Raw genomic sequence first — 24,730 nt, forward strand, 5'->3', positions numbered from 1 at the left:
GTGACGGGGTTCGGCCTGGGCCGCGGCGCGGGCCTTGTTGCGAGCGGCCACGGCGCGGTGCTCTGCTGTGCGGCCCCGCCCCCGGCTGGTGGTGACGGCGCCGTCGGCGCGGAGGCGGCTGTGGCGCGTGCGGTGGGGGAGGCGGTGTAGGCCGCTGTGGTGCTCATCCGCCGCCGGCTCGCCGAGGGTGCGGTATCCGCGGGCTGTTGCAGCATGCTCGTCCAGGCGCGGCCGTCCTGGCGCAGGGTGTTGCCCCACACGCGCAGCTGCTGACGTGCATCGGCCGTCGCGTTCGACGTGCCCGCCTTGGTGGTGCGGGCGGTGGACGGCAGCGCCAGGGTGGCGCCGTAGAGCATGCGCCCGCTCTGGTAGGCCAGGCGGTAACCCCGCAGTCGCACCAGCGAGTTGTGTGCGCGCGTCGACAGCAGGGTGCGGTCGGCATTCTGATCGTGCAGTGTGTTCCCGGTGTCGGGGTCGTTGATCTGGCCGTTTTCGTCGCGGTAGCGGTCCGCGGGCCCGCCTGCAGGCCGGTGGGGGCTAAGACGCCCGCCGCCGGGCGTACCGCCGGGGCCATTCCTGTTGGAGCCCATCGCTGCCGCGGCGGGGTCGTCTCCAGCGGCGGTCGGCTTGCGCAGGGCCGTCAGTTTCGCCTCCTCGGGGCGTCGGCCGACCAGGAGGCCGAAGGCCGCTCCGGCCGCGAGGCGGCCGCCGGCCACGGCGAGGCCGAGCGGGGCAAGTCCGCGCGAGGCCTCGGCGTTGGCGTCCGCGAGGAGCCGCGCGGGGTCCCCCGGTATCCCGGTGCCATCGCTCAGGCCGCCAAGCACTCCCTGCAGCAGACCGGCGGTGCCCAGTCCCAGCCCGGTGGCGCCGCGGCCGCGCAGCGAGCCGGTGGTGAGGTATCCGCCGGCGCCGCTGCCGATGCTCATGGCCAGCGCGGCGCCGAGCTGGGAGTCGCCCGCCAGGTGACTGCCGCCGATGTTCGCGTAGCGCATGCGCAGCGTCAGCCGCTGCCCGAAGCCGGTGATCAGAGCCAGCAGGCGGCGGTGGAAGGCGAGTCCGACCAGGGCGAGGACGTCGATGAGGAGCAGGCGTTCGGCCAGCAGGTCGGGGCCGTCGGTGAGGATGACGTCGATGGTGATGCCGACGGCCGGGATGAACGTGGCGACGGCGAGGATCACCGCCATGGCGATCCCGAACAGTGCCAGCCACTTCCACATCGCCGAGCGGCTGGGCCCGGGCAGCATCGCCCACACCCAAGTGACTCCGCCGGCCGCCGCGGCCCCTGCGCACAGGGCAGCCACCCCGGTCAAAACCACGGCCGCGGACAACAGCAGTGCGATGATCAGCAGTGCGGCGATGAAGATCATCACGACCGCGGCCACCCGCCACCAGGACGGCTCGGCCGCGTACTGGGCGCACTCTTTGCCGACCGGCCCGGCGTTCTTCAAGTCCTTGAGGAACGCGGCGAACTTCTGGTCGTCGGAGGACAGGACCGGTGCCACGGCATCGAGGAGCTTGCCGCCGGGGGTGAGCTCGGGCAGCGTGTCCGGGCCCTTGTCCCCCTCGTCGCGGGTGCAGTATTTCTTCCCCGGGCCTTTGAGTAGACGGCACGGATCGTCGGCGTCCTCTTTGGTGTCCTTGCCCTGGGTGTCGTAGCCGCCGGAGACCCACTTCAGGTGAACGGCATACGCCTTGCGGTCTGCGGGCTTGGACGGATCGAGGATGCGCCCGTACTCAAGGAGCATGTACGGCTTGACGACCAGCGCGTTGGTGACCGCCTCCTGGATCGGCTTCGAGATGCTCGCCGCATCGGGCGTCGCAGATTCCTTGACGCCGTAGCACTTGTTCATGGCGTTCCCGGCCAGAGCCGCGCACGGATCACTGGAGGCGACCTTCCCGCCCCAGCTGTAGGAGTCGACGGTCTTCTGCGCGATGTCGGCCGCCGCGGACTGCGCCTGCAGCACCGGACCGTCCTTGCCCAGCAGGAAGTTGGGCGTGACGAACACCGATGCCGCCACCGCGCCGATCACCAAGGTGAGGGCGATCTCACCCCAGCCCCTGGCGTGCTTGCCTCGCACCACCATCACCAGCCCGAACACGAACGCCCACGCCAGCAACGTCGACTTGAGGTCGAGCTGATTGACGACCGCGTCGGTATAGACGTCGGACAGGCGCTGCGCCGGACGGGCCAGCAGCTTCAACAGCGGGAAGCGGTAGGCGACATCGATCGCCCAGCACGCCAGTCCCACCCCCACCCGGACCACGGTGAACAACCCGGACATCGCCAGCACCTGCGTGTTCTGCGCGATCGACAGCACGCTGCTGCTCTGCGCCCCCAGCTCGTATCCCTTGACGGAGGCGCCCTCGGAAGTGGTGACCTCCAGCGGGGACAGCAGACCGTTCTGCGCATCCTGCGAGCTCGCGCCGTAGGCGACCGAGGTGTTGACGGTCAAGAACACGGTCACGAGCAGCGCGGTGAACCCGACGGCGCGCACCGTCCCGCGGTCCGGGCGCCACATCACAGCCCCCGGCGCCGGCGTGCCATGGCGTACAGGGTGGTGAGGCCGAGCGCGAGGACGCCTACGGGCCAGGACTTGGCCAGGTTCAGGCCGTGCGGCGCGCTGTTCGGTGCGGGGGCGCCGAGGCAGTAGCCGTGGGCCGGGCCGACGACCGCGTCGCACACGCTCGACGTCTGCTGCGGGGCCAGCTGGTCCTGCTGCCCGTGCGCCTCGCCCTGGAGAGACCCGGTGGAGGCCGTGGAGGTGGTCGTGGCGGTCGTGGTGGAGGAGGCGGCGAATGCGCCCGCGGTCTGCGGCCACCAGGAGGACGGCACACCCGGGGAGGCGATCACGAACACGATCGCCGCGACGAGTAGGGCGATGACGGCCACGAGCAGGGTGCTAGCGCCGAGTTGACGGCGGCGGTGGGTGGGGGACTGGTTCATGCGGAGACTCCCTGGACGCCGGAGGCGGCATGGCTGTCGCCGGGGGTGGTGCGGATGTGGTCGTCGATCCGCGGCACGGAGGGAATGTGGACCTTGATGCGGCCGGTGTTCTGCCGCGGGCCGGTCAGCAGGAACTCGCCGGCCCGCTCGCGATGGCCGACGGGGGACAGCTCGGTCGTCACGGTGCGCAGCAGTTCCTGGTCGTTGCCGTCCAGGCCGATGAAGTGCAGGCCACGGCGGGCCGAGTCCCGGTCGGCGGTGCGCCCCAGGAGCTTGTAGGCGAACAGGTTGCGGTCTTGGCCCAGTTCCTTCTCGTCATGGGCACCTGCGATGAGTCCGGCGTTGTGCTTGCGGCCGTCGTGCAGGATCTCGTGGACGAGCGCGCTGCCCTCGGCGGAGCTCGTCAGCCAGTACATCTCGTCGGTGACCACGGCGCAGAACCGGTCGAGATCGCTGAAGGCGGCCTGGCGGGCCATGGCGGCAATCAGGTAGAGCACGGCCCGGCCGATCAGCGCCTCGAGGGGCTGATGCTGCAGGATCTCGGGCTTCTCGAACGCCACGCGGGGCGGCAGAGTGAGCCCGGTGGTGGTGATGACGATCAGGTCGGCGGTGGCGTCACCGTCGAGCCGGGTGATCGGCAGCAGCGGGTCGAAGATCATTGCTGCGAGGGGGTTGGTGGACACCAGGCGGAGCATGCCGGTCAGCGACTTGGCGGCGTCCGCGCGCTCGCCGCCGCCGGCCGCGGTCTGCGCGAGGATCTCGACGACCTGCGCCATGGACGGCTCGGGCAGCGCGGCGCTCTGCTCGACCGCGTGGTGCAGGACCTCTCCCTGCACGCTCATCAGCGGGATCCCCAGCTGCAGGCTGAGGTAGTTGAGGGCGTAGCGGCGCCCCTCCGGTCCGGGAAAGACGCGCAGCGGGTCGATGGACAGCTCGGCGCGGGCGGCGTCGATGATCTGGTAGCGGCCCGGCGCGGAGCCGCGGGCGAAGCGGGCCCACTCGCGGGCCGGGGTGCGGTCGATACAGATGGCGCGGCCGCCGCGGTCCACGACCGTGCTTTCCACCAGCTTCTCGAAGGCGCTCTTGCCGCCGCCCAGGTCACCGATCGCGGCCACGGACGCGGAGGCGTCGTGCTGGGGCGCGTCCGACACGTTGATCAACACCGGGCGGGTGGTGCCGCAGTCCAGGTCGCGGCCGAGCAGCATGCCGGTGGGATCGCCCACCTCGCTGCGGGTGAACGCCCCGGACATCGCCCAGTCCTCGCCGAGCTGGTGCTGGCGGAACTCCCGTACCGCGTATGGGCGGGCGCTGCCGGGCAGCCCGAGGGTGAACAAGTCGGTCTGCAGCCCGGTGGGGCGCGCCATCCGGTAGTCGCATCCGGCGAGCAGTTTCTCCAGAGCGCGGGCGCGCGCGTCGCACAGCTCGGCGCTCGGCCCCCACACCACGAGCACGGTGACCGCCTGCACCTCGACCTCGGCCGAGGTCCGCGCCAGGCGGGTGTCCTCCTCGTCCAGGTCCCGCTCGGCCTCCGGGATCGAGCGGGGGGCGCCGGTGGGCCGGGCGCTGTACTGGTCGACCTGGTCGACGAGCTCGGTGCGCTTGGCCTGGATCTTGCGGCGGGCCTCGGCGGAGCCGACCAGGGCAAGGCTGACGGTGAAGTCGACGGGAAAGTCGAGGACTTCGAGCTGCGCGAAGAGATCGGCCGCTGCAGCTGAGACGGCCGGCGGGGCCTCGGTCAGCACCAGGTGAGCCTGGTAGCCGGTCCCGCCGGGGGACTCGACCTGTAGCCACTGGCGCCTGATCGGCGAGGTGGACTCCTTCCACCACTGGCGTGCCGACCGGGAGCCGGACCGCTGCGACGTGTGCGTGCGGGGCTTGTGCGATGCGCGCCATCCCCGGGCCTTCGACTCTGTGGCCGCTGCGGTGCCGCTGCGGGGGCGGCCGCCTTCCTCGAGGCGGATCTGTCCGAGGTCGGCGTAACTGGGCGAGTGCAGTTCCCCGCGGCGTAGCCGGCCCGCGTACAGGGGCGAGGCGGACGCGTCGGCGAGGAGGGGCTCACGCAGGCCGCGGTGCACGGCGTGCTGCACCAGCCACACGATCTCGGCCGGCGTCGCGGGACGGAACGGGACGGAGCTGGCCATCTGCGCCTCGACCTGATGGGCCGTCTCCTGCGCCTGGCGCACCTCTACCTCGCTGACGGGCGAGGGGGTCAGACCGAGAGCGTCCGCGTACTCGCCGAACGCGCCGCGGCCCACATGTCGGGTCAGCAGCGACGTCTTCGCGGCCCGCTCGTCCGTGTTCAGCGGCACCGCGAGCCACAGGGTGCGGGTGTGCATCTCGCGGCCGTCCAGGTCCTCCAGGGCGGCCTCGACGTGCTCCAGCCACGGCCGGGCGGCCGGCTGCAGTTCGCCGTCGGCGTCGTACAGACCATCGAGCATCCGCCAGGCGATCTCGGAGGGGTCGACCTGGGCGCACACCCCGAACAGGCGCGGCTCCCCGGACAATGAGCGCACCAGCTGGGTGATGCGCTGCAGTTGTTCCTCACGCACAGCGGCGGCGATGTAGGGGCCGGTGACTGCCTCGGCGCTGTGCCCTGGCTGGCCCGGGGCGGGGTGGAGCCGGTAGACGGCCCAGGTGTGGCCCTCGGTGGACCACAGCAGATGGCCGGCAAGGTGACGCATCGGAACGCGCATCAGGTGCGATCCCCCTTCGTGTTGTGGGCAGCGAGCAGGGCTGCCTGCACCGGCGACAGCGCGCGCCGCCCCGCGGATGCGGCGGCTGGCTCGTGTGTGGCGGGGCGGGTGGCTGTGTTCCGTTCGGCCGGGCGGCGGGGGCTGCGCACCCGGCTGGCCTGCTCCGAGCGGCCCGCGCTCTTGGCCGAGGAGGTGCGCCGTTTTGTGGTCGCCGCGGGGGAGTCGGCCGCGGCGGCAACGGTGGAGGAGGGAAGGTGCTGGAGGGTGAAGGTGCCGGACAGGACCTGCGGGCGGCGATCGCGTGCCGGGCGCCCGCCGATCCGGCCCCCGGCAGGCTGGGCGATCCGCGCCGCGACTCCAAGCAGCCCACCGAGCGGGGTACGGCCCGCGATCCGGTGCTTGCGGCACAGGAAGATCACAACAATCCAGGCGATCACCGGTACCGGCCCGGCCATGGGCCACCACAGCGAGGCACTCTTGACCAGCGCCAGCCCGCCCAGCGACATCACCGCCACCTGCAGGGCGTTGTACGGGCCCAGCGGGATACGCCAGTCGGAGAACTTCCCGATCACCCAGGGCAGTTGCCGCGCACTCGTGTAGAAGCGGGCCACGCGTACCGGGGTAGTGGCCGCGCTCATGCCGCGCCCCGGGCAAGCCCCCGCACCCGTACGCCCGGCGCAAGATCCTGCTCGCCGTCGCGGTAGGGCACGTGCAACTCGGCGGCGCCCTTGGAGGGGTTGTTGACCTCGTCCTCGACCTTGTCGGCCATCTGTTCCCGAGCGCTGTACAAGCCGAGCGCCAGGATCATCAGAAGAAGGGCCCCGACCCCGGCCTTCAGGCTGAACCGGGTGACCATCACATACACGACGATGACGACCAGCACGGCCTTGAGCGCGCCCTCGGCCCAGCCCTTGACCATGCCAATCCAGGAGTTCCCGAGATCGTCCAACTGCCCAGCCAGCACCACCTGGTGCAGGACGTTCACTGCTCCTCACCGCCGCCCGAGGTGAGCGCGGCGATCTCCCACCGGCCGCCGCGCGCCGCGAGCGTGAGCTCGTACGACAGCGGCCACCGGCCCGCGGCGCTCTGCGCCGTCACGGAGACCTGGACGTGCACCCGCGTGCTATCGCCCGGTACCTGCTCCCCGGCCGCCGTCTTCTCGCGGGCGCTGACCGACTCGAGACCGACCCGGTCGGCGACCGCCGGCGTCACCGCCGTCAACCTGGTGCGTGGGGCGAGGTAGCGCTCCACCTCACCGCTGCCCGACAGATACGCGGACAGGAAGTCGCCGACCGTCTCGGTCAGAGGCCCGTCCGGCACGTCCACCGTGTACGGCGACGCGGCCGCTTTCACCGCGCCCGGGCCGGCGACGAGCGCCGGTGTCCCGGTCACCGTCACCGCACCGGCGGAGGACGAGGCGGCCAGCGGCACCGCGAAGTACCGCACCTGGCCGGCGTCCTGAACAGCCACGGTCACCGACCACTGCCCGTGCGCGCCCCGCACGCTGCGCACCGCGCTCACCCGCTGCGGCGCCTTTGCTCCCTTGGCTGGCTCGGGCAGCAGTACGTCCGGACCGAGCTGCTGCGCGCGCACCGCGAAGCTGCTGTCGGGCTGGCCGGCGTCCGAGCGAAGCCACGCGTCGACGAACTCAGCCGCATACCCGCCCGGATCGACAGCGACTGAGGTCTGCGTCGTACGGACAGGCGCCGGGGCGGACTGTGCGACCACCCGCACGCTGGGCTGGGTGACGACGAAGGCGAGAGCGAGGGGACCAGCCGCCAGGCTGGCCCACATCCCCGCGCGCCCCATCCGCACCCGCCGTCGGGTGCGCTCCAGGTCCAGGCCGGCCACGGTCGGCGGACTCTCGTGAGTGGATGCTGGCATCGGCGATCTCCTGTGCAGCAGAAGCGGTTGATGCCATGACGAAACCCAGTGGCGCGCACCGGTCTACGCACCGGTTTCGGGGACCCCGGTTGCGAAAGCGTCACGATGAAACCGGTACGCGGAGCGGTACGCGTTTTCGCCCCTGCGCTCACCGAGCGCGCACCACGAACGAAGTCGGTCAACCGGGCGCGGTGACGTCGGGGCCCGGCATCGGCTACCGGGCAGAACTGCCGTGATCCGGACTCAGGGTGCCCGGCACCCCCCGGGCACCCTGCTGAACGGAACATGCACCGGGAGGTGAATCCCTCACCGAACGTCACCGTCTCCGGCATGCCGCGAGTTCGCAGTGTGCTGCGCAGCGGTACGCACCGAGTAGCCAACTGCCCCCGAAGCGACACGGGCACGTCCGGTCGGAGGGTGCCGGGTGAGGCGACCGCGGAGCCCAGACGACCGGACCTGATACTCGGTGCGGTCACTGCGCAGTGGCCTGCGGGTGCCGTCCAGATGCCGGCTGCGCAGTGACCGCGCCGAGAGCCGGCGGGCCACACGTGCGCTGGCGCAGGGCTGCGCAGTCTCGTCGCACCACCACCAGCTGCGCAGTTTCGCCGCCACCGAAGTGAGCCTGCGCCACGACGTCTGGCGCAGGCTGCGCACCGAGCCCGAGCACCCGTTCCGCCCTTCCCGGCGAGGGCCGGTACACCCGCCCCGCACCCCCGGCGAGAACGCGTACCGGCCTCTGAGAAACGTCACCCAAGAACGCGTACCAGTGGGCGCCCTCGCCTGCGGGACTTTGCTGGCTGCGAGTGCCGGACGAGTCTGTGACCTGCGCGGTACACCCAGCGGTACGCGTTTCCACGCCCTTTGTCGGGCCTCTGAAAACGCGTACCGGCCGCCGTGGGTGACGAACGACGCCCGCGCCGGCCGACCATCCGAACGACCGGGATCGGACGCCGGATCGGGTCACTGGTGTGGTTCCGCTGCGGCATCTGCGCACCACCGGCCGACCTTGCGCAGTTGCCGCAGCAGAGCACTGGAATCGCTGCGCACCGTGTTCTGCGCATCCGCACACACACCCACTGCGCACCACGCGGTGCGCAACGTCACGACCCACTGCGCAGCCGACCGCACCACATGCTGCGCAGCGCCTCGCGCCCAATGGCGCGCACCCAGTCCGGCGGCCACTGCGCACCCAGCAGTCGGACAGTGCGCACCCACCCCGTGCGGCCTCGGCGGTACGCGCTTCCCTGTCCCGACGGAACGTGTACCCGTCTGCGCACCAGTCAGCCGGTGACGCAGTGTGATGGAAACGTGATCGCGCAGCCGGGGAACCAGTACGCGATCCGGTACGCGCCAGCGGGTCAACTCCGACATGGACCAACGATCTGCAGCCGACTCCGGCCATCGGATCCCGGACGGTGGGAGTGACCAGGTGAGCCAAGCGCCCAGAGGCTTCGGCGGGATGATTCAGCGCGGCCCGATGGCCATCGACGTGATCGGCGCGCACTACACAACCGTCTTCAACCAAGCGGTACGCGACTGCCGGATGTCCCGCCGTGCGCGCGGCCTCCTCGTCGAGTTGCTCAGCCACCGCGACGGCTTCGGGATCTCGCTGACGATGCTGCTGCGCAACGGACCGGAGGGAAAGGATGCGCTGAGCGCGGCGCTGCGTGAACTCGAGCAGCACGGATACCTCCGCCGGGAGCGGGAGCGGGACGCCCGTGGCCGCCTGGGCGAGGCCCGCTACTACCTCACCGACATGCCCGAGGGCCTCGAGATCGTCGCCCAAGCCCCATGGCCCCGCTTCCCGGAGGACAGTGAGCGGCCGGACGGCGACGATGCCCCGCTCGGCGCGCGACGCCGCAGGTCAGCACCTGAGCCGGAAAATCCGCCGTTGGATGAGTCTGGACAAACACCCAGGTCAGAACCTAAGGCGGATTTCCCTGCGCAGGCTGAACCTGCCCAGGGAAATCCGCCCCCTAAGAAGACCACCTTCAAGAAGACCAGCCAGCAGAACACCAACCCCCTCCCTCCGTCCGCGTCGCGTCCGCACGCACGCGAGGCGTCGGCGCACGCCGCGGCCGTCGCCCGTGGCGAACAGGCGCTCCTGTCGATCGGCCGTCACCACCCCGAACTGCACGCCGCATTGGCCACCGGCAACACTCTCGCCGACCAAGCTCCGCTCGTCGGCCGCCTCCTGGAGAGCGGGGTGAGCCGTGAGCACATCCGCGAGGCGCTCGTCGGCCGCCCCTACCCGGCACCGCACGAACGCACCCACTCGCTGGCCGCGCTCGTCAGCGGGCGCCTCAAGCAACTGGCCCACCTCGCAGCAGCCGACCGCTCCCGGGAGCAGGCACCGGCTCCCGGACCGCCGGTGGCTACCGGACCACCGACGGACGGTACGAAGGTCGGCACCGTCGCGATCCGGCACGAGTGCCCGGGACAGGACGGCCTGTGCGGGCGCCCTGTGGGCGCGCCCGGTGAGCTCTGCCCGATCTGCACCCGACTGCCGGCCGACCCGCAAACTCCCTGATCCACAATGGAGATCACGCAATCGGCGGGGGAGACACAGATGCTGGCAATGACCGCGGCCGCGGCCGTGTGGGGAGCGGCGACTGGCTGGTGCGCTCAGGCGGCACTCCACCGCCTCTCGGTCCCGGCCGGCGAGACCTGGCAGTCCACCTGCCCGGACGGACACCTCCTGCCCAGCGGAATCTGCGGCTGGCTCCTGCCCGCATGCCCGACCGGACAACACCGCTACCCGGGCTGGCGCCCGGCGAGCGCGGTCTGCGCCCTGGCGGCCGCGATCTGCACCGTCCTCGCCCTGGCCGTAGGAGCCCACCCTGAGCTGATCGCCTGGTTGCTTCTTGCTCCGCCCGCCCTCGTCCTCGCACTCGTGGACGCCCGCGTACACCGCCTGCCCGACCGCCTGACCCTGCCGCTCGCCGCCGCGGCCCTCCTGCTCCTCGCAGTCGCCGGCCAGTTGCCGCACACAGCAGGCTCGTTCACCACCGCGGCCCTCGGCTGCGTGGCCCTCGGCGCCGTGTTCTCGGCGATGTTCCTCATCCCCGGCTCCATCGGCTTCGGCGACGTGAAGCTCAGCCTCTTCATCGGCGCAGTGCTCGGCTGGTACGGATGGAGCGCCCTGCTGTACGGCGCCCTCGCCGGCTACCTCATCGCCGCCGTTTACGGCATCACACTCATCGCCCGTCGCAAGGCCACAGGGAAGACCCGGATCGCCTTCGGCCCGTCCCTGCTCCTCGGCGCGTTCCTGGGACTCGCGGCTGGTGCCGCAACTCAGTGATGTCGAAGAGACGGCGCGCACAACTCATCACCGCAGCGGTCTGTCCGCCGCGTCTTGGCCGCACCTCAGACGTTCGACTGCGCGGCGGGACGGTCAGCTCTGCCAGTTACGGTGAACAGCGACGCGCTTGTGAACTACGGTGCTGGCCGTCCCTTTTGAGGACGGAAAGCCGATGCACACTACGGACGAGCCGGTCCATCACACGATCACGATTGCCGTCGACCCGTCGGCGACCTGGCAGGAGGGGACCGAGTTCCTCCGGGCGTTCTGCTCGTGCGGCGCGCAGACACGGGCGGTTCGTACGCGAGCGGAAGCCGCGCGGGTGAGTGACGTGTTGGCCTGGCACGCGGCCGCGGCCAACTCTTCTGGGTCGGAGCAGCCGGTGGCGGGCCGACTTGAGGCCGCGCTCTGGATGTTGTGGCTGGCGATCGTCGCGGCGCCGGTAGGAGCCGCAGCGTGGGCCATCGTCCCCCGCTGGGCTTCGACACCATGGCGCGCACGACGACGGGCCATGGAATTTTGCTGTCTCCCGGAAGATCACGGCTTCCGTGATTCCGTCGATGGCCACCTGTTCTCTCATCGGCTGCCCTGCCACCTTCTCGAACGCGGCAGCCGAGAGCTTGCGTCCGACCCCGCGTGACGCAATGAGCGTGTGGTCGATGTCCCATAGAACCAGCCGTGACATGCGCTGCCCTCCCTGGAAGGTGTAGCGAGTTGATCGCCAGACGACTACGGACGGCCACAGGCGTCGGCGTATCCGTGGAAGGTCGCCGGCTCGACGCGGACTGGGCAAGAGGTGCATCGTGCCGAAGCAGCCGCTCCTGATCTGGCGTGTGGAGTCAGCGGGCCGGGTGCGTGTATTTGGCGTTGCGCAGTTCGCGGAGCATGACCGCGAAGTTGGGCGAGTCGGGGAACGGCTGCCGGTTCCCGATTTTGCGGTAGCCCCAGTTCTCATACAGAGATTGGACCTTGGGGTGGTCGGGGTCGACTAGGAGGACAGCGAGGGCCTCAGTGCGTTCGGACACGAGGGCTGTGTGCAGGCGTTCGGCGGTACCGGTCTTGCGCCACAGGTGGACCACCATCAGTTCTGAGACGGAGAAGGTGGAGTCGTCCTCGGGAGCAGGGTTCAGGTGTTCGCGCCACCATTCGCGCCCGGGGTTGGCCGGGGCGCCGTAGGCGAAGCCGATGGGCCGCTCGTCCTCGTATCCGATCACGCACGAGAAGCCGGGGTGTTTGCCCCAGTGGTCAACGAACCAGGGGAAGCGCTCGTCGAAGTCGGTCATGTCGTCGGCGTAGGCGTCGGCGTGTACGTCCAGCAGCACCTGCCGGATGTGCGGGAGGTCGTCGTGTCCGAAATGCCGTAGCTGCACGCTGGCCGTGGTCATGCGGGTGTGCTCCATTCGGTGCGGTAGCGGTCGGTCCACTCGTCTGCGAGCCGGGCCGGTGCCGTGGTGATCAGATCTCGGTGGAAGTCGCCGAGGAGCGAGCGCATGCGGCCGGGCAATGGGTCGCCGGCCATGATGGCGAAGACACTGGCACTGGTGGCACAGGCGTGCTCCGCTTCTCCCTGATGGAGTTGGGCGAGTGCCAGGCGAGCGGTGACGTTTGCGCGGTTGCGCCGGTACGACGCCGGCAGCGCGGCCAGCGCACGGTGCGAGGCGGCCTCGGCCTGGGCGGGGTCGCCGACGTGGTCGCGGACGATCGCGGTGATGGAGTACAGCTCGGCCGGCCCGTAGAAGGCGATCCACACCGGGGTCGTCTGGTCGCCGCGGACCTGGGCGAGGGCGTCTTCGGCACGGCCCAGCGAGCGAAGCGCGGCTTTGTGCTCCTGGCTGTGGGCCAGGCCGATCGCGAGGCGCGCGTGGGCGAGGGAGTTGTGCAGGGGGGAACGGCGGGTGATGGCCGTGGCCTGGGCAGCCTGGGCCGCGGCGACGGCCTCGCCGTACTCCTCGCGTTGGCGGGCGAGCATGGCGCGCAGGTTCCACACCTGCATCGTCATGTCGGGGTCCTGAGCCATCCCGGCGTAGGTCAGGGCGCGTTCGAGATGGGCGGTGGCCGCATCCAGGTCCCGGGCGTCGATCAGAGACCACGCGGCGTTGGCGGTGTAGTCGGCGGCGATTGCGAACAGGCGCTGCCGTACGCGCTGGGTGGTGGAGTGCCGCTGCAGGCGCAGTGCTTCCTCGGCTCCGGCGAGCGAGGCGCGTTCGAGGGCGGTGTCCCCGCCGCGCGTGGCGTCGAGCGCGACGAGCCGGGCCATGCTGTCGCGCAGCCGGATCACGTCGGCACCGCCCACGCGTGAGGGGCGAGCGGAGGCGGGTGCGGCGACGGCAAGAGCGGTGCCGGGTACCGCAGTGAAGAAGCGGCGGCGGTGCACGGAGGGGTCCTTTGGTGGTGCGGGTGTGGGCTTGGGATTCCCTCGTGGCACGAAGCCGAGGTCGGTGATGGGCAGGCGACTGATGGCCTCCAGCGCGTGACGCTGCTTGGTTTGGGGCCACTGGTTCTCGCCGGACAGCCACCTGAACACCGTGCGCTCCGACGTGGTCCCGGGGCGGCCGGTGAAGTCGCCGATGGCGTCGTTCACGGCGGCCGTCAGGTCCACCACCTTCATGTCCGCTTCGGTCATCCAGGCGGCTAACAGCTCGTTTCTGCTCTCCACCACGACGCCACGGTAGAGGCAGACCACCCGCCACAGATAGTCAAGCGACGGTCAATTCGTCAGTACGGGCGGGCGCAGCCGGAGCCACTTCGTCATGCACAACGCGGCACCACAGCCGGTTAGCTCTGGGGTACGGCCCTTGCCGCCCAACCTCCCGACGGAGGAGCGGCTTTGGGGCACCGCCACCGCGACGAGGCGAGATTCATGGCGATGACTGAGATGAGGCCACGGGCGACCGGGCACCCCGGCTACGGCGAGACTCACCCGCGCGTCCCGCACACGGCACGTGCGGCGCGCAGCCTGGCGCGGACGGCGTGCGCGAACTGGGCCATACCGAAGGACACGGCGGAGGTCGCTGCCCTGCTGCTCGTCGAGCTCGTCTCCAACGCGGTGCGTCACGGGCAGGGCCCCGTCGTACGCCTGAGGGTTGATCGCACCGCCGCCGACCGGGTCCTGGTCGCGGTCACCGACCATGCACCTCATTGCGTGCCCGAGATGCAGGATCCGGACCCGCTCGCACTGTCCGGCCGGGGCCTGTGCATCGTCGAGCAAATGAGTGAGCGGTGGGGGTACGAGCTGATCGGTCCCACGGCGCAACGCAGCGCGAAGAGGGTCTGGGCCGAAATCGCAGTGGACGTGAGCGCGTCGTGAACGCGACCGACGGCGCGCAGGGGCTGGTCTGTATTACCCAACTCCTTGATTACGGGCGCAGCCGGTTGGCCGCGTCAGAGGGGAGCGATTGATGAGCGCTACCGCCCTCGACGCCACTGGCATCCTCGATGCCCTGGACAAGCTCCCCGAAGTCACCACCATCGATCAGTCGGTCGAGCAGAACTCGCAGCTTCGAGAATGGGCTCAAGTGCTGCTCCCCAAAGCCCGTGCCGTGCTCAAGGACCTGCCTGAGGAAGAGGGAGGGCAGCGCTCCGCGGTTACCCGCATCATCGGCTGGGCGCTGACCGTGTTGGACAGCACCCGCCCGCTGGCAACACTCAGCGGGGCGACCTGGCAGGTCGGCAACCTGGCCATGGCCTGCCGGCTGCTGGCGAACGTGGTGGCCTCGGTCGCCGAAGGCCGTGTTCGGTGTGCCTGGTGCAAGAGGTACGGCGACGACGCCCGCCTCATCCGAGTTATCGAGGCTGCCAGTGGCCCCGGCGCCAGCCTCTTCGGATGCGCTCCCTGCCGCGAGCGCTTCAGCCTCGCCCCTCTCACGGACCGGCCCGGACTGGCTCCGCCCGATTCCCGCGACGTCTAGCCGGCCTTACGACCCCTCGGGTCCTTCGCTCCGGGCTCGAGGAGGCTCCGGCCGCCCTCCGTCCCGTGCCCTGACGGGGCGGCCGGAGCCAGCACAACAGTGACGAAAGGTCGGCCATGGACCGCGAATGGATCACCGGCGAGTGCTGGCTGTGGTGCGAGCGCACCGGCGTCCCGGTGGTCTGGCTCGGCCCGGTGCAGTGGGGCGGACAGCACGCCCCGCTCTACAGCTGCGCACCGTGCCTTCGACGCCTGGAGACGAAGGCCGCGCACTACCTCCTCACCCGCAAGTCATCGCACATCTGATGAGTGACCGATCGCAGAGACGGGGTTGACCATGCACGTCCTTGTCACCGGTGGAGCCGGATTCATCGGCTCCCATTTCGTGCACCGCATGCTGAAGGCACCCGACGTCGAGAAGGTCACCGTGCTCGACGCCCTCACCTACGCCGGCCATCGCCACAACCTCGCCGACACCGCACCGGCACTCACCTTTGTCCACGGCAACATCCTGCACGCTCCCCTCATCGACCGGCTCATGGCCGCACACGACGCGGTCGTCCACTTCGCTGCCGAGTCGCACGTCGACCGCTCCTATGCCGCTCCCGGCACCTTCGTGTCGACCAACGTCATGGGGACCCAGATCCTCGCCGACGCGGCGGCACGGCACGACGTCACGAAGTTCGTCCACGTCTCGACCGACGAGGTGTACGGGCCGCTGGCGGCCGGGCGCGCGACCGAAGAGTCCCCGCTGCTGCCGACGGTGCCGTACGCGGCGTCGAAGGCCGCGAGCGACTTAGTCGCGCTCAGCTTCCACCGCACCTACGGCCTCCCGGTGTGCGTCACCCGCTCCTCGAACAACTACGGGCCCCGCCAGTACCCGGAGAAGGTGATCCCCCTCTTCACCGCCCGGCTCTTGTCCGGGCACAGCGTCACCCTGCACGGCAGCGGCCGGCACGTACGCAACTGGCTCCACGTCGAGGACCACTGCGCCGGGATCGAGGCCGTCCTGCGCCGGGGACGTCCAGGCGAGGTCTACAACCTCGGCGGCGGCACCGACCTGACCGGGCTGCAGCTCGCCGAGCGGCTCCTGGCGTTGTGCGGCGCGGGCCCGGACGCGATCACATACATCCCCGACCGGCAGGCCAACGATCTGCGCTACGCGATGGACTGCTCGAAGGCGGCCGACGAGCTCGGCTACCGGCCGCAGATCCCGTTCGACGCCGGCCTGGCCGAGACCGTCACCTGGTACCGCAAGAACCCCCACCGGTGGGCCCCGATTCTTGAGCGAGAGGAGTTCACCCGTGCCTGACCTCAACCCCATGAACGGTGCCTCGTTCGCGCAGAACGCCCGCCCCTTCCTATACGGCGGCGAGGAGGAGGCCGTACAGGCTGTCCTGGCCAGTGGCCAGTACGGCCACGGCGAGGTGACCGAGCGCTTCGAGCGGGCCGTCGCCGACTTCCTCGGCGTCGACGATGTCGTCGCCGTCGCCTCGGGCACCGTGGCCCTCCACCTCGCCCTGGCCGTTGCCGGCATCGGTCCGGGCGATGAGGTGATCGTGCCGTCCATGACGTTCTGTGCGAGCGTGCAGGCGATCTGCGCGACCGGAGCGACACCGCGGTTCGCCGAGGTGAACGCCGGCAGCCTGTGCGCGGGGCCCGAGGAGATCTCCGACGCGCTCACGCCCGCCACCCGGGCGGTGGTGCCGGTGCTCTACGGCGGCCGGGCCGTCGATCTCACACCGCTCCGCGACGAACTCGGCGCGCGGAGCATCGTCCTGGTCGAGGACGCGGCACACGCCTTCGGCTCCCGCACCCACGGCCGCTATGTGGGGGCGACGGGACAGCTGACGTGCTTCAGCTTCGGCCCCATCAAGAACCTCACCTGCGGGCAAGGGGGAGCGATCGTGCCCCGCAGCGCACAGGAAGCAGAACAGGTGCGCCGGATGCGGCTGTTGGGGATGACCGAGTCCCCGGACGAACGTGCCCGCAGCGTTTCCTACACCGTCTCCGGCCCTGGCCTGCGCGCCCACCTCTCCCAGCTGAACGCCGCGATCGGCCTGGCCCAACTACCGCACTTCCCCCAGATGGCAACCGCGCGCCGCACCCTGTGGTGTCACTACGCGCAGGCCCTCGACGGCGTGCCCGGCATCGAGGTGGTCGACGTCCAGGTCGGCGCGTCCGTCCCGTCCCTGTTCGCCGTCCAAGTCCCCTACCGCGAGCACGTGTTCACCGCGCTGCGCGACAACGGTATCGGGGTGGGCACCCACTACCCGCCCAACCACCTCCAGCCCGCCTTCGCCCGTTGGCGCCGGCCGCTGCCTGTCACCGAACGGATCGGCAAGCGCATCCTCACCCTGCCGTTCCACCCGAAGATGACCGGGCACGACGTCGAAACCGTCGCCGAAGCTGTGCGCGGAGCACTGCGGTGAGGCGCGCCGCCGTCCTGGGCAAGGGCGCGCTCGCGGCCTACGCCTGCGACCTCCTCGCCCTGCTGCCCGGAACCGTCCTGGACACCGTCGTGCCCAACGCGCCCGAACCCGACTGGGATCTGCGCCTGTCCGAGCACACGGCCACGCACCATCCCGACACCCGGCTCATCGCCTCCGGTAACTGGCGCGACCTGGAACCTGGGCGGTGTGACCTCGTCGTCAGCGTCCTATACGACCGGATCATCGGAGCCAGCCTGATCGACACCACCACGCTGATCGTCAACTGCCACCCTGGCCGGCTGCCCCAGTACCGCGGGACGCGACCGGTCAACTGGGCGCTGCGCAACGGCGAGCACCTGCACGGCGCCACCCTCCACGTGATCGACCCGGGCGTCGACACCGGCCCGATCCTCGGCGAAGTCACCTTCTCCATCTGGCCGGCCATCGACGAGGTCCGCGATGTGTGGGAGCGCACGATGCGTCACGCCCGGCTGCTCCTGGCCGACACCCTGCCGCGCCTGGACCAGATCACGCCCCGACGCCAGGACGAGACCCAGGCAGTCACCCACCACAGCCGGGACAACGACCGTCTCGGCGAGCGCAGCGACTGGACCCGGGCCGACTCCACCCACAGGCGGTGACCCGCTGAGCTCTATGAGGCCGAACGCGCGGCCTCCAACAGGAGGTCGACAAGCCGTTCCGCCGCGTCAGGCCGCCCGTGCCTGCGGGCGGCCTGCGCCATGTCCGCCCGCCGTGCCGGATCGGTCAGCAACGGCCCCAGGGCGTCCTGCAGCCGCTGTGCAGTGACCTCTCCTTCCAAGGCAACCGCGGCGCGCGCCTGCTCCAACTGCCGCGCGTTGTGAGCCTGTTCGTTGCCCGCGGACGTGGCCAGCGGAATGAACACCGCGGGCTTGCCCAGGGCGGTGAGCTCGGCGAGCGTTCCCGCGCCGCTGCGGGAGACCACGACATCCGCCAGCGCCAGGAGATCCGGCAACTCCGGCCCGACGAATCCGGTCAGGTAGTACCGCCCGGCACGTTCAGCCGGCAGGGAGGCCGCTGCGCCGCGCAGTACGTCGACATGGGCCGGACCGCACTGATGGACCACGTTCGCCCGCTCCAGGAGCCACGGCAAGGCGTCGGCGACCACCGTGTTGATCTGCTGCGCGCCCTGGGCGCCGCCGGTCACATAGAGGGTGGGCAGGCGGCGGTCGAAGCCGTTCAGCCCCAGGGCGGCGACGGCCTTGTCGGCAACTCCCGTGAGGACTTCCGGGCGTACCGGATTACCGGTGACCACTGCGGCCCCGCGCACCGTCTCCGGCAGCAGCGGGAGCGACGACTCGGACGAGACGGCGATGCGGGTCGCTGAGCCCGCCAGTTTCCGGTTCGCCAGTCCCAGCCGCACGGTCTGCTCGTGCAGCACGAGCGGGCGCCGGCACAGGCGGGCGGCGAGGCCGGCGGGTACGGCGACGTACCCGCCCGTGGCCAGGACCACGTCCGGTGCGAACTCGGCGATCTTTGCGCGGGCTTGGGCGACGCCGAGCGGGACGCGGGCCATGTCCTTGACGTTTGCAGGTCCGAGCATCTTCAGTGGGTTCGCCGAGCGGCGGATCTTGCCCGTGGCGACCGTGGTAAATGCAATGCCTTCGGCTGGGGCGACGCGAGCCTCCAGTCCCTCAGCGGTGCCGATCCACAGGGCGTCCAGCCCGCGCCCCTGCCCGGCGAGTCGTCCGCGCAGGGTGCGGACTGCAGTGAGCGCCGGGTAGGTATGCCCCCCTGTGCCGCCACCGGTGACAACGAGGCGGAACGGTGCACTGGTGCCGTTGGTCACGTGACTTCCAATCGGGCTGAGGGGAAAGGGATCGCACGATCGTGGGCTGAACTTCCGCCCGAACAGCGTGGTCTGCTGTGAGTAGCCTTCCACAACTCACGCAGTCCGCTCGTGCATGGGGCGAGGCACCCATCACCGCTACGCCCGGTGGACCGCTATCGCGGGCGGTGCACAACGCCGTCTCGCGAGTCCCGTCTGCCGCGCGCCGCAGATAGTAGGGCTCGAGGCCGGGTGGTACCCCCCTGGACCTTGCGGGACGTAGGGCGCCTGGACGCGGTCATGGCCGAGGTGGACCCGGACATCGTCATCAACGGCTCGAGTGGCGGGCCCGACTGGGCGATCACAGCAACGGGCCTATCCACCTCGCGATGCTCGCTGAGAGGCGCGGAGCCCGCATGGTCCAGATGTCCTCGGACGCAGTGTCTCCGGCGCCACAGTCCATTACGACGAGTCCGCCTTACCCGACTCGATCGCGCCGTACGGCGCGGCCAAGGCCGGCTACGGCGACCGGGGTGCTCGGAGTGGACCCGAACGCCGTCGTCGCCCGCCCCGCGCTCATCATCGGCTACGGGCTGTCCCCGCACGAACGCTCTCTGGCACCGCTGACGGCTGCCTGTTCAGCGACGACGTCCGCTGCCCGGTGCACGTCGTGGACCTGGCTGGGAAACGATGCGGGGGGGCATCCACCACCTCGCGGGGGCCGACGCCATGAGCCACGAACTCGAAGTCGTCATCACCCGGCGTGACGGTTCGCCCCTGCCCGCATCCTCGTGGGCCCGCGGGCGCGAAGCACCCTGCGAGGTGCGCCTCAGCACCCGAGCTCACCCCAGCCCCAGGCAAAAAAACTAACCTCTGCGTTCGACGGCGCGGCAGGCAATTGCCCGTCTGCGCGCACTGCCCCCTCGGTTGGTACCTAGTAGGTACCATATGGGTATGCCGTCATTGAATGTGTCGTTCACCGACGAGGAACTCGAAGACGTCCGCGCGGCCGCCACCGCGGAGGGCAAGAGCCTCAAGCAGTACCTGCACGACCTCGGCGTGCGCGAGATGGCACGCAAGCGATTCGTCGCCGGCGCGGCCGAACGCTACGAGTCGCTGCGCGGCGAGTTCGATGAGGCATTCCCCGACGAGGTTCCGGCCGCCGGCCGCAGGACGGGAGCGAATGCCGCCTGATGGTCCTCTACATCGACGTGCCCTGGCTCCTGGACGTCCAGGAGCGGGCCACATCCGAGGACCTGGCGATCGCGGACTACTCCGCTCTGGTCGCGGCCGTGGCCCGTCACAAGACGCGCATGCCGACGCTGGAAACCTCCGACCCGGACGCCGCCTGGCGGGCGGCCGCCCTGCTGCACACGATCGCCCGGCTGGAGCCGCTGCCGTTTCGCAACTCGCTGTTCGCGGCCGCCATCGCCACCCAGTACCTGCACGACTCCGGTGAGGGCGTCGACCCGCCGTACGGGGCCCTGCCCAACTTGGTCCGTAAGGTGCGCGACGAGCGGGTGAGTGTCTACGCGGTTGCCGAGCAGTTGCGAGTCTGGCGGGTCTAGAGCGTGTCTCTTTGATGGGTTGGTCAGTTGATCGGATGTGCCCGTCCGGTTAGTGATCACTGATGCGATGTGGGACCAGATCAAGCCGCTGATGCCAGCCGATCCGGTCCGTGGACGACGGTGGGCCAACCACCGCCGCACCTTGGAAGCCATCGCGTGGAAGTACCGCACCTGCTCACCCTGGCGCGACCTGTCAAGAGAGCTCGGGCCATTTCAGACCGCCCACAAACGCCTGATCAGGTGGGCCGTGGACGGCACATGGGAACGGGTCCTCGCTGCGGTCCTTGCAGTGGCGGATGCCGATGACGATGTGGGGTGGACAGTCTCGGTCGACTCCATCGTCTGCCGGGCTCACCAGCATTCGGCCGGAGCCAGGAAAAAGGGGCTTCCGATCCGTCCGAGCCCGAGGACCACGCACTCGGACGCTCCCGTGGTGGCCTGAGCACGAAGGTCCACTTGGCCAGTGACAGTCGGGCACGACCTCTGTCCATCCACATCACCGCGGGCCAGGCCGGCGATGCTCCGGCCTTCGAGGCGGTCGTGGCCGGACTCCGGATCCCGCGGAGCGGACTCGGCAGGCCAAGAACCCGCCCTGCGGTCGTCCTTGCGGATCGCGCCTACTCCTCGCGCACAATCCGCGGGCACCTCCGCCGACGCGGCATCCGTGCGGTCATCCCGCAGCCCGCCGACCAGATCGGCCACCGCCTGGGGCGAGGCCGCGCCGGAGGCGGGCCGCCCGGCTTCGACATCGAGACATACAAGGTGCGCAATACCGTCGAGCGGTGCATCGCCCGACTCAAGCAGTGGCGCGGCCTCGCCATGCGGACGGACAAGCTCGCCATCGCCTACCAAGCCGCACTGCACCTTGCTGCCATCCTCATCTGGACCCGGCGTTGAGCAGGGCACCCTATGGATTCGTCAGGCCGGCCCATGCACGACGAGCCGGTTCTGCTCCCCGTCAAAGATGCCGGCCAGGAGTTCGGCCTCCCGCAGGGTCCCGCCGAAGAGCCCCCGCCGGTCGACGTGCACGATCAGAACGTCATGGCTGTCGATCACCTCAGAGATACCCCGGGTCTCGATCGTGTCCGACCATGCGTCCAGGTTCCGGCCGAACCACTCCGGCAACCCGCACGGCTCGCTCACCGCGTCCCAGAAATCGTTGAGCGTCTCGATCGGCCGACCGCGCAGGTCAACGACCAGCTCGCTATCCGTCATCCCAGCAGACTAGCCAGCCCCCACCACGAGGCACCCACCGGTCAAAGAGACAGGCCCTAGGAGGATGTCAGGGATTGCTTGCAGTGGACGACCGTGGCGTGGCCGCGGGCCACTGTGCGCATGATGCCGTCGTCTTCGCCATAGGGCTCGCTGGCCGATAGCGGGTCCTGCAGAGCATCGACGAGGCACACGGCGATATCTCCGGCGCGCGTTTTCGTTGAGCTGCTTGTAGATGTCGTACTGGTGGAGCGGGAACCGCAGCCGGAAGGTCACGCAGCGCCTCGGCGGTGCCCGGCGTCCCGCACGATGTCACCGGTCAGGTCGGCCGCGTCCCACCCGATCGGGTGGAGCACAGATGCGGGTTGATGCGTCTGGGTACAGTGCCACCTCGAGGCATGAGGAACACGAGGGGGAAACGCCAGTTGAGTGACAGGTGGGCGCGCGCTGGGTGAGCTGCATGCTCAGGTAGAGGCAGCCCGCGCTGCCGAGGCGCGCCTTGCCGAGCACGACGCCGACGAACAGGCGCGCGGTGACACGGACTTCCAGCGGCGCAGTACGGCGATTGCCGTGCTCTACGCCTGCCGGGCTGATGTCGTTCGCGGCGCAACCGCCCCCCCTGCGCGTACACGTTCGCGGGAGTGTGCCGCCGGCACGGCTGCCCCGCGCCCGGATCTGGCCGCGCTGGTGGCGTGACGGGTGGCAGGAGCACACCCTGCGCCGTCAGGGCGGGGTATGGCGCGCGATCCCGGACGCCGACCCGCTGCGCCGGCACGACGACGCTCACTGCGCTCTCGAAGCCGAGGTGGTGGCGCAGTTGCGGAACCTTCAGGCCAGTCGGCATGCCCACCGGCACCGGGAGGACGTATACGAATTCTACGTCCCGGCGCCCAGCGGCGTGCTGGGCGAGAGCCAACCGGCACCGCCCCTGTTCGGTCTGCCTCAACAGCACTGGATCAACAGGACGTTCCATCCGGCCGCCGGATACCGGATCCAGCCCGGGCGGCAGGCCGAGGTCCGCCAGATGCAGACTGACCGGGCCGCGGTCGGCGACCGCGCCCTCGCCTACGGCGACGCCGCCCTCGCACTGCTGGAGCACCACCACGGCCCGGCCGCGGCCGTCCCCGGCATCATCGCCATCGTTTCCGCGATCGCCGTGTTCAAGGCCCAGGTCCCGATTGTCGAGTACTTCTACGTGGGCGGGCCGATGGAACGGTACGAGCGTCAGTACGGCGACGGCTGCCTGGCCACCAGCCCGTACCGCATGGGCAAGATCCAGACTGTGGCCCAGGACGGCGAGCTCACCGTCCGCCCCATCGACGGGGGCGTCACCTTGCGGCTCGGTCCGGCGCGGCAGCACGGCACCGAACCGCTGCGCCCGCTGGACGCCGCCACCCGCACCGCACTCGACCGGCACGGTTGCTGACGTCGGGGCCGACAGGCCAGTGCGTCGAGCGGCACGAGCCCTGGCCCTTCACCAGTGAGCGGCCGCGGCGAACCTCGGACCGGGCGTCAGCAGTTCCACGATCACGTCGGGGAGCCCTTCACGACCGGGTGCAAGGGGCGGACGAGAAACGGGGCGACGGCCGGTCCCGCAGAGCGGGGCTCTGCGGGGGAGGGGTGGTTAGTCCCTCGCGGCCGGCCGTCGTTGTGGCAGTCGGGCCGCCGGGGTGTTCGTCGTACCCCATCTCCCGTCTGCCACAGCTTTCAGGTTAGCCCTCGGTGTCGGGGGCCTGGGTGCGCCGGCGAGCGAGCTCTTCGACGCGGGCGCGGCTCCAGCGGCGCTGCTGGGGAGGTCCGTCGCTCCCCTGACGCATCTCGAAGGCGTCGGGCTCGGTGAGATCAGGCAGGTGTCCGTGGTAGAGGGCGCTGGTGAAGCTGGTGGAGTCGGTGTAGCCGAGGATCTGCGCGGCCTGCGCGGCGCCGACCAGGTCCTGCTCGTCCGGGCGGGGCAGCGTGCCGCGCTTGCGGGCCGCGGCGACCAGCGTGGAGCGCTTCCACAGCTTCTTCGCGCCGCGTCCGGGTGTGAAGGGGACGTCGGGGTCGGGCAGTTGGGGGATGAGGCCCTGGTAGAGGGCGCTGGAGAAGCTGGCCCGGCTGGAGTAGCCGAGCAGGGCGGCGGCGTGCGCGGTGCCCAGCAACTCGTCGGGATCCCCGTCGACGTCGACGTCGGGCAGCGGCGTGGCGGGCTTTGCCGGGTGGCTGGTGCGACGGCCCTTGCCGGGGCGGCTCTTGGCCCAGGCGACGATGGTGCCGCGGCGCCACAGCGGCTTGTCGACATCCTCGTCGGGCTCGGGGAAGTATCCGGGACGGTTGCGGCGGTAGCCGTCGATGACCGTGGTTGTCTTGTAGCCGAGCAGCTGGCTGGCTTCGCGCTTGGTGAGCAGCTTGTCCTGGTCGGCCTCGAGCACGGACGCCGGCAGGGTACGCGCCGCATTGGTGCGGGAGGCGAAGAACGCGGCGACCTTGTCGTACTCCCAGAACTTTTTGCGGCCTTCGGTGTGGTGCACCGGCGGGAAGCCGCTGTCGGGGTCGTTGGACCAGGCGCTGACGCGGGGCTTGCTCGTGGTGAACTCATCCACGATCTGTGCGGTGTCCACGAGCCGTACGGCCTTAGACATCACAACCCACAACCCCTTCAGCCAGTCCCGAGCGGGACGCGCCCTGACCGAGCGCGACATGTTCGATAATGACAAAGGATGGGTGTGGTGTCCAGCCCGCAGGCCGTCTGCTCGAGTATGGCGCTGCCCGGTCGTCCCCGGGGCGGCGCCACGCGGTCACCTGGGCAGCCGGCCCCGGGGACTAGGATCCGGTCTGGATCCGGCGCCGCGCTCGCTACATCCGGTCGGCATCGCGGCCAGGGCCGCTATGGCCGTTCGGGTCTACGGGGGCCTCGAGCTGGGCATCGGCTGCCTGCCGGAGAGACTGCTTGGCAGCTGGCAGTCCATCGCGCATGCGGCGTGGGCTAACGTCAACCGGTAC

At 70.4% G+C, this 24,730-nt stretch carries 23 protein-coding genes and 1 pseudogene; 12 read left to right on the top strand and 12 right to left on the bottom strand.

Annotation, left to right across the window (positions count from 1 at the left end):
- The 6 genes from G3I40_RS12150 to G3I40_RS12175 form a co-directional block, all read right to left on the bottom strand.
- The coding region (locus tag G3I40_RS12150; RefSeq protein ID WP_164302162.1) for a hypothetical protein at positions 1–2,495 on the bottom strand (2,495 nt) is incomplete at its 3' end.
- 23 nt (positions 2,496–2,518) lie between these two features.
- Positions 2,519–2,944: a hypothetical protein gene (locus G3I40_RS12155; protein ID WP_164302163.1), complete on the bottom strand. Its 426-nt coding sequence runs from the start codon at positions 2,942–2,944 to the stop codon at positions 2,519–2,521.
- Positions 2,941–5,637, bottom strand: coding sequence for an ATP-binding protein (locus tag G3I40_RS12160; RefSeq protein ID WP_164302164.1), 2,697 nt, complete (start codon positions 5,635–5,637; stop codon positions 2,941–2,943). Before G3I40_RS12160 ends, G3I40_RS12155 begins: the two co-directional genes overlap by 4 nt.
- Complete coding sequence (locus G3I40_RS12165) at positions 5,637–6,275, bottom strand: hypothetical protein (RefSeq protein WP_164302165.1); 639 nt, start codon at positions 6,273–6,275, stop codon at positions 5,637–5,639. The genes G3I40_RS12160 and G3I40_RS12165 overlap by 1 nt, the downstream gene beginning before the upstream one ends.
- Positions 6,272–6,622 carry a hypothetical protein gene (locus tag G3I40_RS12170; RefSeq protein WP_203643903.1) on the bottom strand — a complete coding sequence of 117 codons (351 nt, stop codon included), beginning with the start codon at positions 6,620–6,622 and terminating at the stop codon, positions 6,272–6,274. The genes G3I40_RS12165 and G3I40_RS12170 overlap by 4 nt, the downstream gene beginning before the upstream one ends.
- The gene (locus G3I40_RS12175; RefSeq protein WP_164302166.1) at positions 6,619–7,521 is read right to left on the bottom strand and encodes a conjugal transfer protein; all 903 of its coding nucleotides are present in this window, start codon (positions 7,519–7,521) and stop codon (positions 6,619–6,621) included. The genes G3I40_RS12170 and G3I40_RS12175 overlap by 4 nt, the downstream gene beginning before the upstream one ends.
- 1,477 nt (positions 7,522–8,998) lie before the next feature.
- Here G3I40_RS12175 and G3I40_RS12180 point away from each other — a divergent pair.
- Positions 8,999–10,051: a hypothetical protein gene (locus tag G3I40_RS12180; RefSeq protein ID WP_164302167.1), complete on the top strand. Its 1,053-nt coding sequence runs from the start codon at positions 8,999–9,001 to the stop codon at positions 10,049–10,051.
- A 39-nt stretch (positions 10,052–10,090) separates the two neighbouring features.
- On the top strand, positions 10,091–10,822 hold the full coding sequence (locus G3I40_RS12185; protein ID WP_239091683.1) for an A24 family peptidase: 732 nt from the start codon (positions 10,091–10,093) through the stop codon (positions 10,820–10,822).
- 508 nt (positions 10,823–11,330) lie between these two features.
- Here the strand turns inward: G3I40_RS12185 and G3I40_RS47080 are convergent.
- From G3I40_RS47080 to G3I40_RS12200, 3 genes and pseudogenes are all read right to left on the bottom strand, one after another.
- Positions 11,331–11,507: pseudogene (locus G3I40_RS47080) on the bottom strand (HAD family hydrolase); the annotation flags it as partial.
- Between the two features lie 154 nt (positions 11,508–11,661).
- The gene (locus G3I40_RS12195) at positions 11,662–12,207 is read right to left on the bottom strand and encodes a GNAT family N-acetyltransferase (protein WP_164302168.1); all 546 of its coding nucleotides are present in this window, start codon (positions 12,205–12,207) and stop codon (positions 11,662–11,664) included.
- Positions 12,204–13,445: an XRE family transcriptional regulator gene (locus G3I40_RS12200; protein WP_239091684.1), complete on the bottom strand. Its 1,242-nt coding sequence runs from the start codon at positions 13,443–13,445 to the stop codon at positions 12,204–12,206. The genes G3I40_RS12195 and G3I40_RS12200 overlap by 4 nt, the downstream gene beginning before the upstream one ends.
- Positions 13,446–13,688: 243 nt before the next feature.
- Between G3I40_RS12200 and G3I40_RS12205 the strand changes: the two genes are divergently transcribed.
- The 6 genes from G3I40_RS12205 (at position 13,689) to G3I40_RS12230 (ending at position 17,802) form a co-directional block, all read left to right on the top strand.
- The gene (locus G3I40_RS12205; protein WP_239091685.1) at positions 13,689–14,129 is read left to right on the top strand and encodes an ATP-binding protein; all 441 of its coding nucleotides are present in this window, start codon (positions 13,689–13,691) and stop codon (positions 14,127–14,129) included.
- A 91-nt stretch (positions 14,130–14,220) separates the two neighbouring features.
- Positions 14,221–14,730, top strand: a complete 510-nt coding sequence (locus G3I40_RS12210) for a hypothetical protein (protein ID WP_164302169.1) — start codon at positions 14,221–14,223, stop codon at positions 14,728–14,730.
- 116 nt (positions 14,731–14,846) lie between these two features.
- Positions 14,847–15,035: a hypothetical protein gene (locus G3I40_RS12215; RefSeq protein WP_164302170.1), complete on the top strand. Its 189-nt coding sequence runs from the start codon at positions 14,847–14,849 to the stop codon at positions 15,033–15,035.
- Between the two features lie 31 nt (positions 15,036–15,066).
- Complete coding sequence (gene rfbB / locus G3I40_RS12220; RefSeq protein WP_164302171.1) at positions 15,067–16,041, top strand: dTDP-glucose 4,6-dehydratase; 975 nt, start codon at positions 15,067–15,069, stop codon at positions 16,039–16,041.
- Positions 16,034–17,161, top strand: coding sequence for a DegT/DnrJ/EryC1/StrS family aminotransferase (locus G3I40_RS12225; protein ID WP_343244905.1), 1,128 nt, complete (start codon positions 16,034–16,036; stop codon positions 17,159–17,161). Before rfbB ends, G3I40_RS12225 begins: the two co-directional genes overlap by 8 nt.
- The gene (locus tag G3I40_RS12230) at positions 17,158–17,802 is read left to right on the top strand and encodes a formyltransferase family protein (protein WP_164302172.1); all 645 of its coding nucleotides are present in this window, start codon (positions 17,158–17,160) and stop codon (positions 17,800–17,802) included. Before G3I40_RS12225 ends, G3I40_RS12230 begins: the two co-directional genes overlap by 4 nt.
- 11 nt (positions 17,803–17,813) lie before the next feature.
- Here the strand turns inward: G3I40_RS12230 and G3I40_RS12235 are convergent, their stop codons facing one another.
- Positions 17,814–18,989 carry a UDP-N-acetylglucosamine--N-acetylmuramyl-(pentapeptide) pyrophosphoryl-undecaprenol N-acetylglucosamine transferase gene (locus tag G3I40_RS12235; RefSeq protein ID WP_164302173.1) on the bottom strand — a complete coding sequence of 392 codons (1,176 nt, stop codon included), beginning with the start codon at positions 18,987–18,989 and terminating at the stop codon, positions 17,814–17,816.
- Positions 18,990–19,922: 933 nt separating this feature from the next.
- Between G3I40_RS12235 and G3I40_RS12240 the strand changes: the two genes are divergently transcribed.
- From G3I40_RS12240 to G3I40_RS12250, 3 genes are all read left to right on the top strand, one after another.
- Positions 19,923–20,162 (top strand): hypothetical protein, encoded by a 240-nt coding sequence (locus tag G3I40_RS12240; protein ID WP_164302174.1) that lies wholly within the window; start codon positions 19,923–19,925, stop codon positions 20,160–20,162.
- Positions 20,162–20,536: a toxin Doc gene (locus G3I40_RS12245; protein ID WP_164302175.1), complete on the top strand. Its 375-nt coding sequence runs from the start codon at positions 20,162–20,164 to the stop codon at positions 20,534–20,536. The genes G3I40_RS12240 and G3I40_RS12245 overlap by 1 nt, the downstream gene beginning before the upstream one ends.
- A gap of 37 nt (positions 20,537–20,573) precedes the next feature.
- Positions 20,574–21,433 (top strand): IS5 family transposase gene (locus G3I40_RS12250; RefSeq protein ID WP_164302176.1). Its coding sequence is split into 2 segments (ribosomal slippage): positions 20,574–20,916 and positions 20,916–21,433, totalling 861 coding nucleotides; the frame shifts between segments, so codons are not numbered across the junction.
- Between the two features lie 21 nt (positions 21,434–21,454).
- Here G3I40_RS12250 and G3I40_RS12255 read toward each other — a convergent pair.
- Positions 21,455–21,751 carry a barstar family protein gene (locus G3I40_RS12255; RefSeq protein ID WP_164302177.1) on the bottom strand — a complete coding sequence of 99 codons (297 nt, stop codon included), beginning with the start codon at positions 21,749–21,751 and terminating at the stop codon, positions 21,455–21,457.
- A 640-nt stretch (positions 21,752–22,391) separates the two neighbouring features.
- On the opposite strand from G3I40_RS12255, the gene G3I40_RS12260 reads away from it, so the two are divergent.
- On the top strand, positions 22,392–23,174 hold the full coding sequence (locus G3I40_RS12260; protein WP_164302178.1) for a hypothetical protein: 783 nt from the start codon (positions 22,392–22,394) through the stop codon (positions 23,172–23,174).
- A 286-nt stretch (positions 23,175–23,460) separates the two neighbouring features.
- Here G3I40_RS12260 and G3I40_RS12265 read toward each other — a convergent pair whose 3' ends face one another.
- Positions 23,461–24,369, bottom strand: coding sequence for a hypothetical protein (locus G3I40_RS12265; protein ID WP_164302179.1), 909 nt, complete (start codon positions 24,367–24,369; stop codon positions 23,461–23,463).
- Positions 24,370–24,730 lie beyond the last annotated feature (361 nt).

This window comes from Streptomyces sp. SID14478 (genome assembly GCF_010548525.1).
Taxonomy (GTDB): Bacteria; Actinomycetota; Actinomycetes; order Streptomycetales; family Streptomycetaceae; genus Streptomyces.

Coding starts and splice junctions, on each gene's coding strand:
- G3I40_RS12165 (WP_164302165.1), bottom strand. CDS start 6,275: ATGAGCGCGGCCACTACCCCGGTACGCGTGGCCCGCTTCTACACGAGT.
- G3I40_RS12240 (WP_164302174.1), top strand. CDS start 19,923: ATGCCGTCATTGAATGTGTCGTTCACCGACGAGGAACTCGAAGACGTC.
- G3I40_RS12180 (WP_164302167.1), top strand. CDS start 8,999: ATGGCCATCGACGTGATCGGCGCGCACTACACAACCGTCTTCAACCAA.
- G3I40_RS12210 (WP_164302169.1), top strand. CDS start 14,221: ATGAGCGCTACCGCCCTCGACGCCACTGGCATCCTCGATGCCCTGGAC.
- G3I40_RS12200 (WP_239091684.1), bottom strand. CDS start 13,445: ATGACCGAAGCGGACATGAAGGTGGTGGACCTGACGGCCGCCGTGAAC.
- G3I40_RS12245 (WP_164302175.1), top strand. CDS start 20,162: ATGGTCCTCTACATCGACGTGCCCTGGCTCCTGGACGTCCAGGAGCGG.
- rfbB (WP_164302171.1), top strand. CDS start 15,067: ATGCACGTCCTTGTCACCGGTGGAGCCGGATTCATCGGCTCCCATTTC.
- G3I40_RS12175 (WP_164302166.1), bottom strand. CDS start 7,521: ATGCCAGCATCCACTCACGAGAGTCCGCCGACCGTGGCCGGCCTGGAC.
- G3I40_RS12205 (WP_239091685.1), top strand. CDS start 13,689: ATGACTGAGATGAGGCCACGGGCGACCGGGCACCCCGGCTACGGCGAG.
- G3I40_RS12265 (WP_164302179.1), bottom strand. CDS start 24,369: ATGTCTAAGGCCGTACGGCTCGTGGACACCGCACAGATCGTGGATGAG.
- G3I40_RS12255 (WP_164302177.1), bottom strand. CDS start 21,751: ATGACGGATAGCGAGCTGGTCGTTGACCTGCGCGGTCGGCCGATCGAG.
- G3I40_RS12195 (WP_164302168.1), bottom strand. CDS start 12,207: ATGACCACGGCCAGCGTGCAGCTACGGCATTTCGGACACGACGACCTC.
- G3I40_RS12215 (WP_164302170.1), top strand. CDS start 14,847: ATGGACCGCGAATGGATCACCGGCGAGTGCTGGCTGTGGTGCGAGCGC.
- G3I40_RS12185 (WP_239091683.1), top strand. CDS start 10,091: ATGCTGGCAATGACCGCGGCCGCGGCCGTGTGGGGAGCGGCGACTGGC.
- G3I40_RS12155 (WP_164302163.1), bottom strand. CDS start 2,944: ATGAACCAGTCCCCCACCCACCGCCGCCGTCAACTCGGCGCTAGCACC.
- G3I40_RS12160 (WP_164302164.1), bottom strand. CDS start 5,637: ATGCGCGTTCCGATGCGTCACCTTGCCGGCCATCTGCTGTGGTCCACC.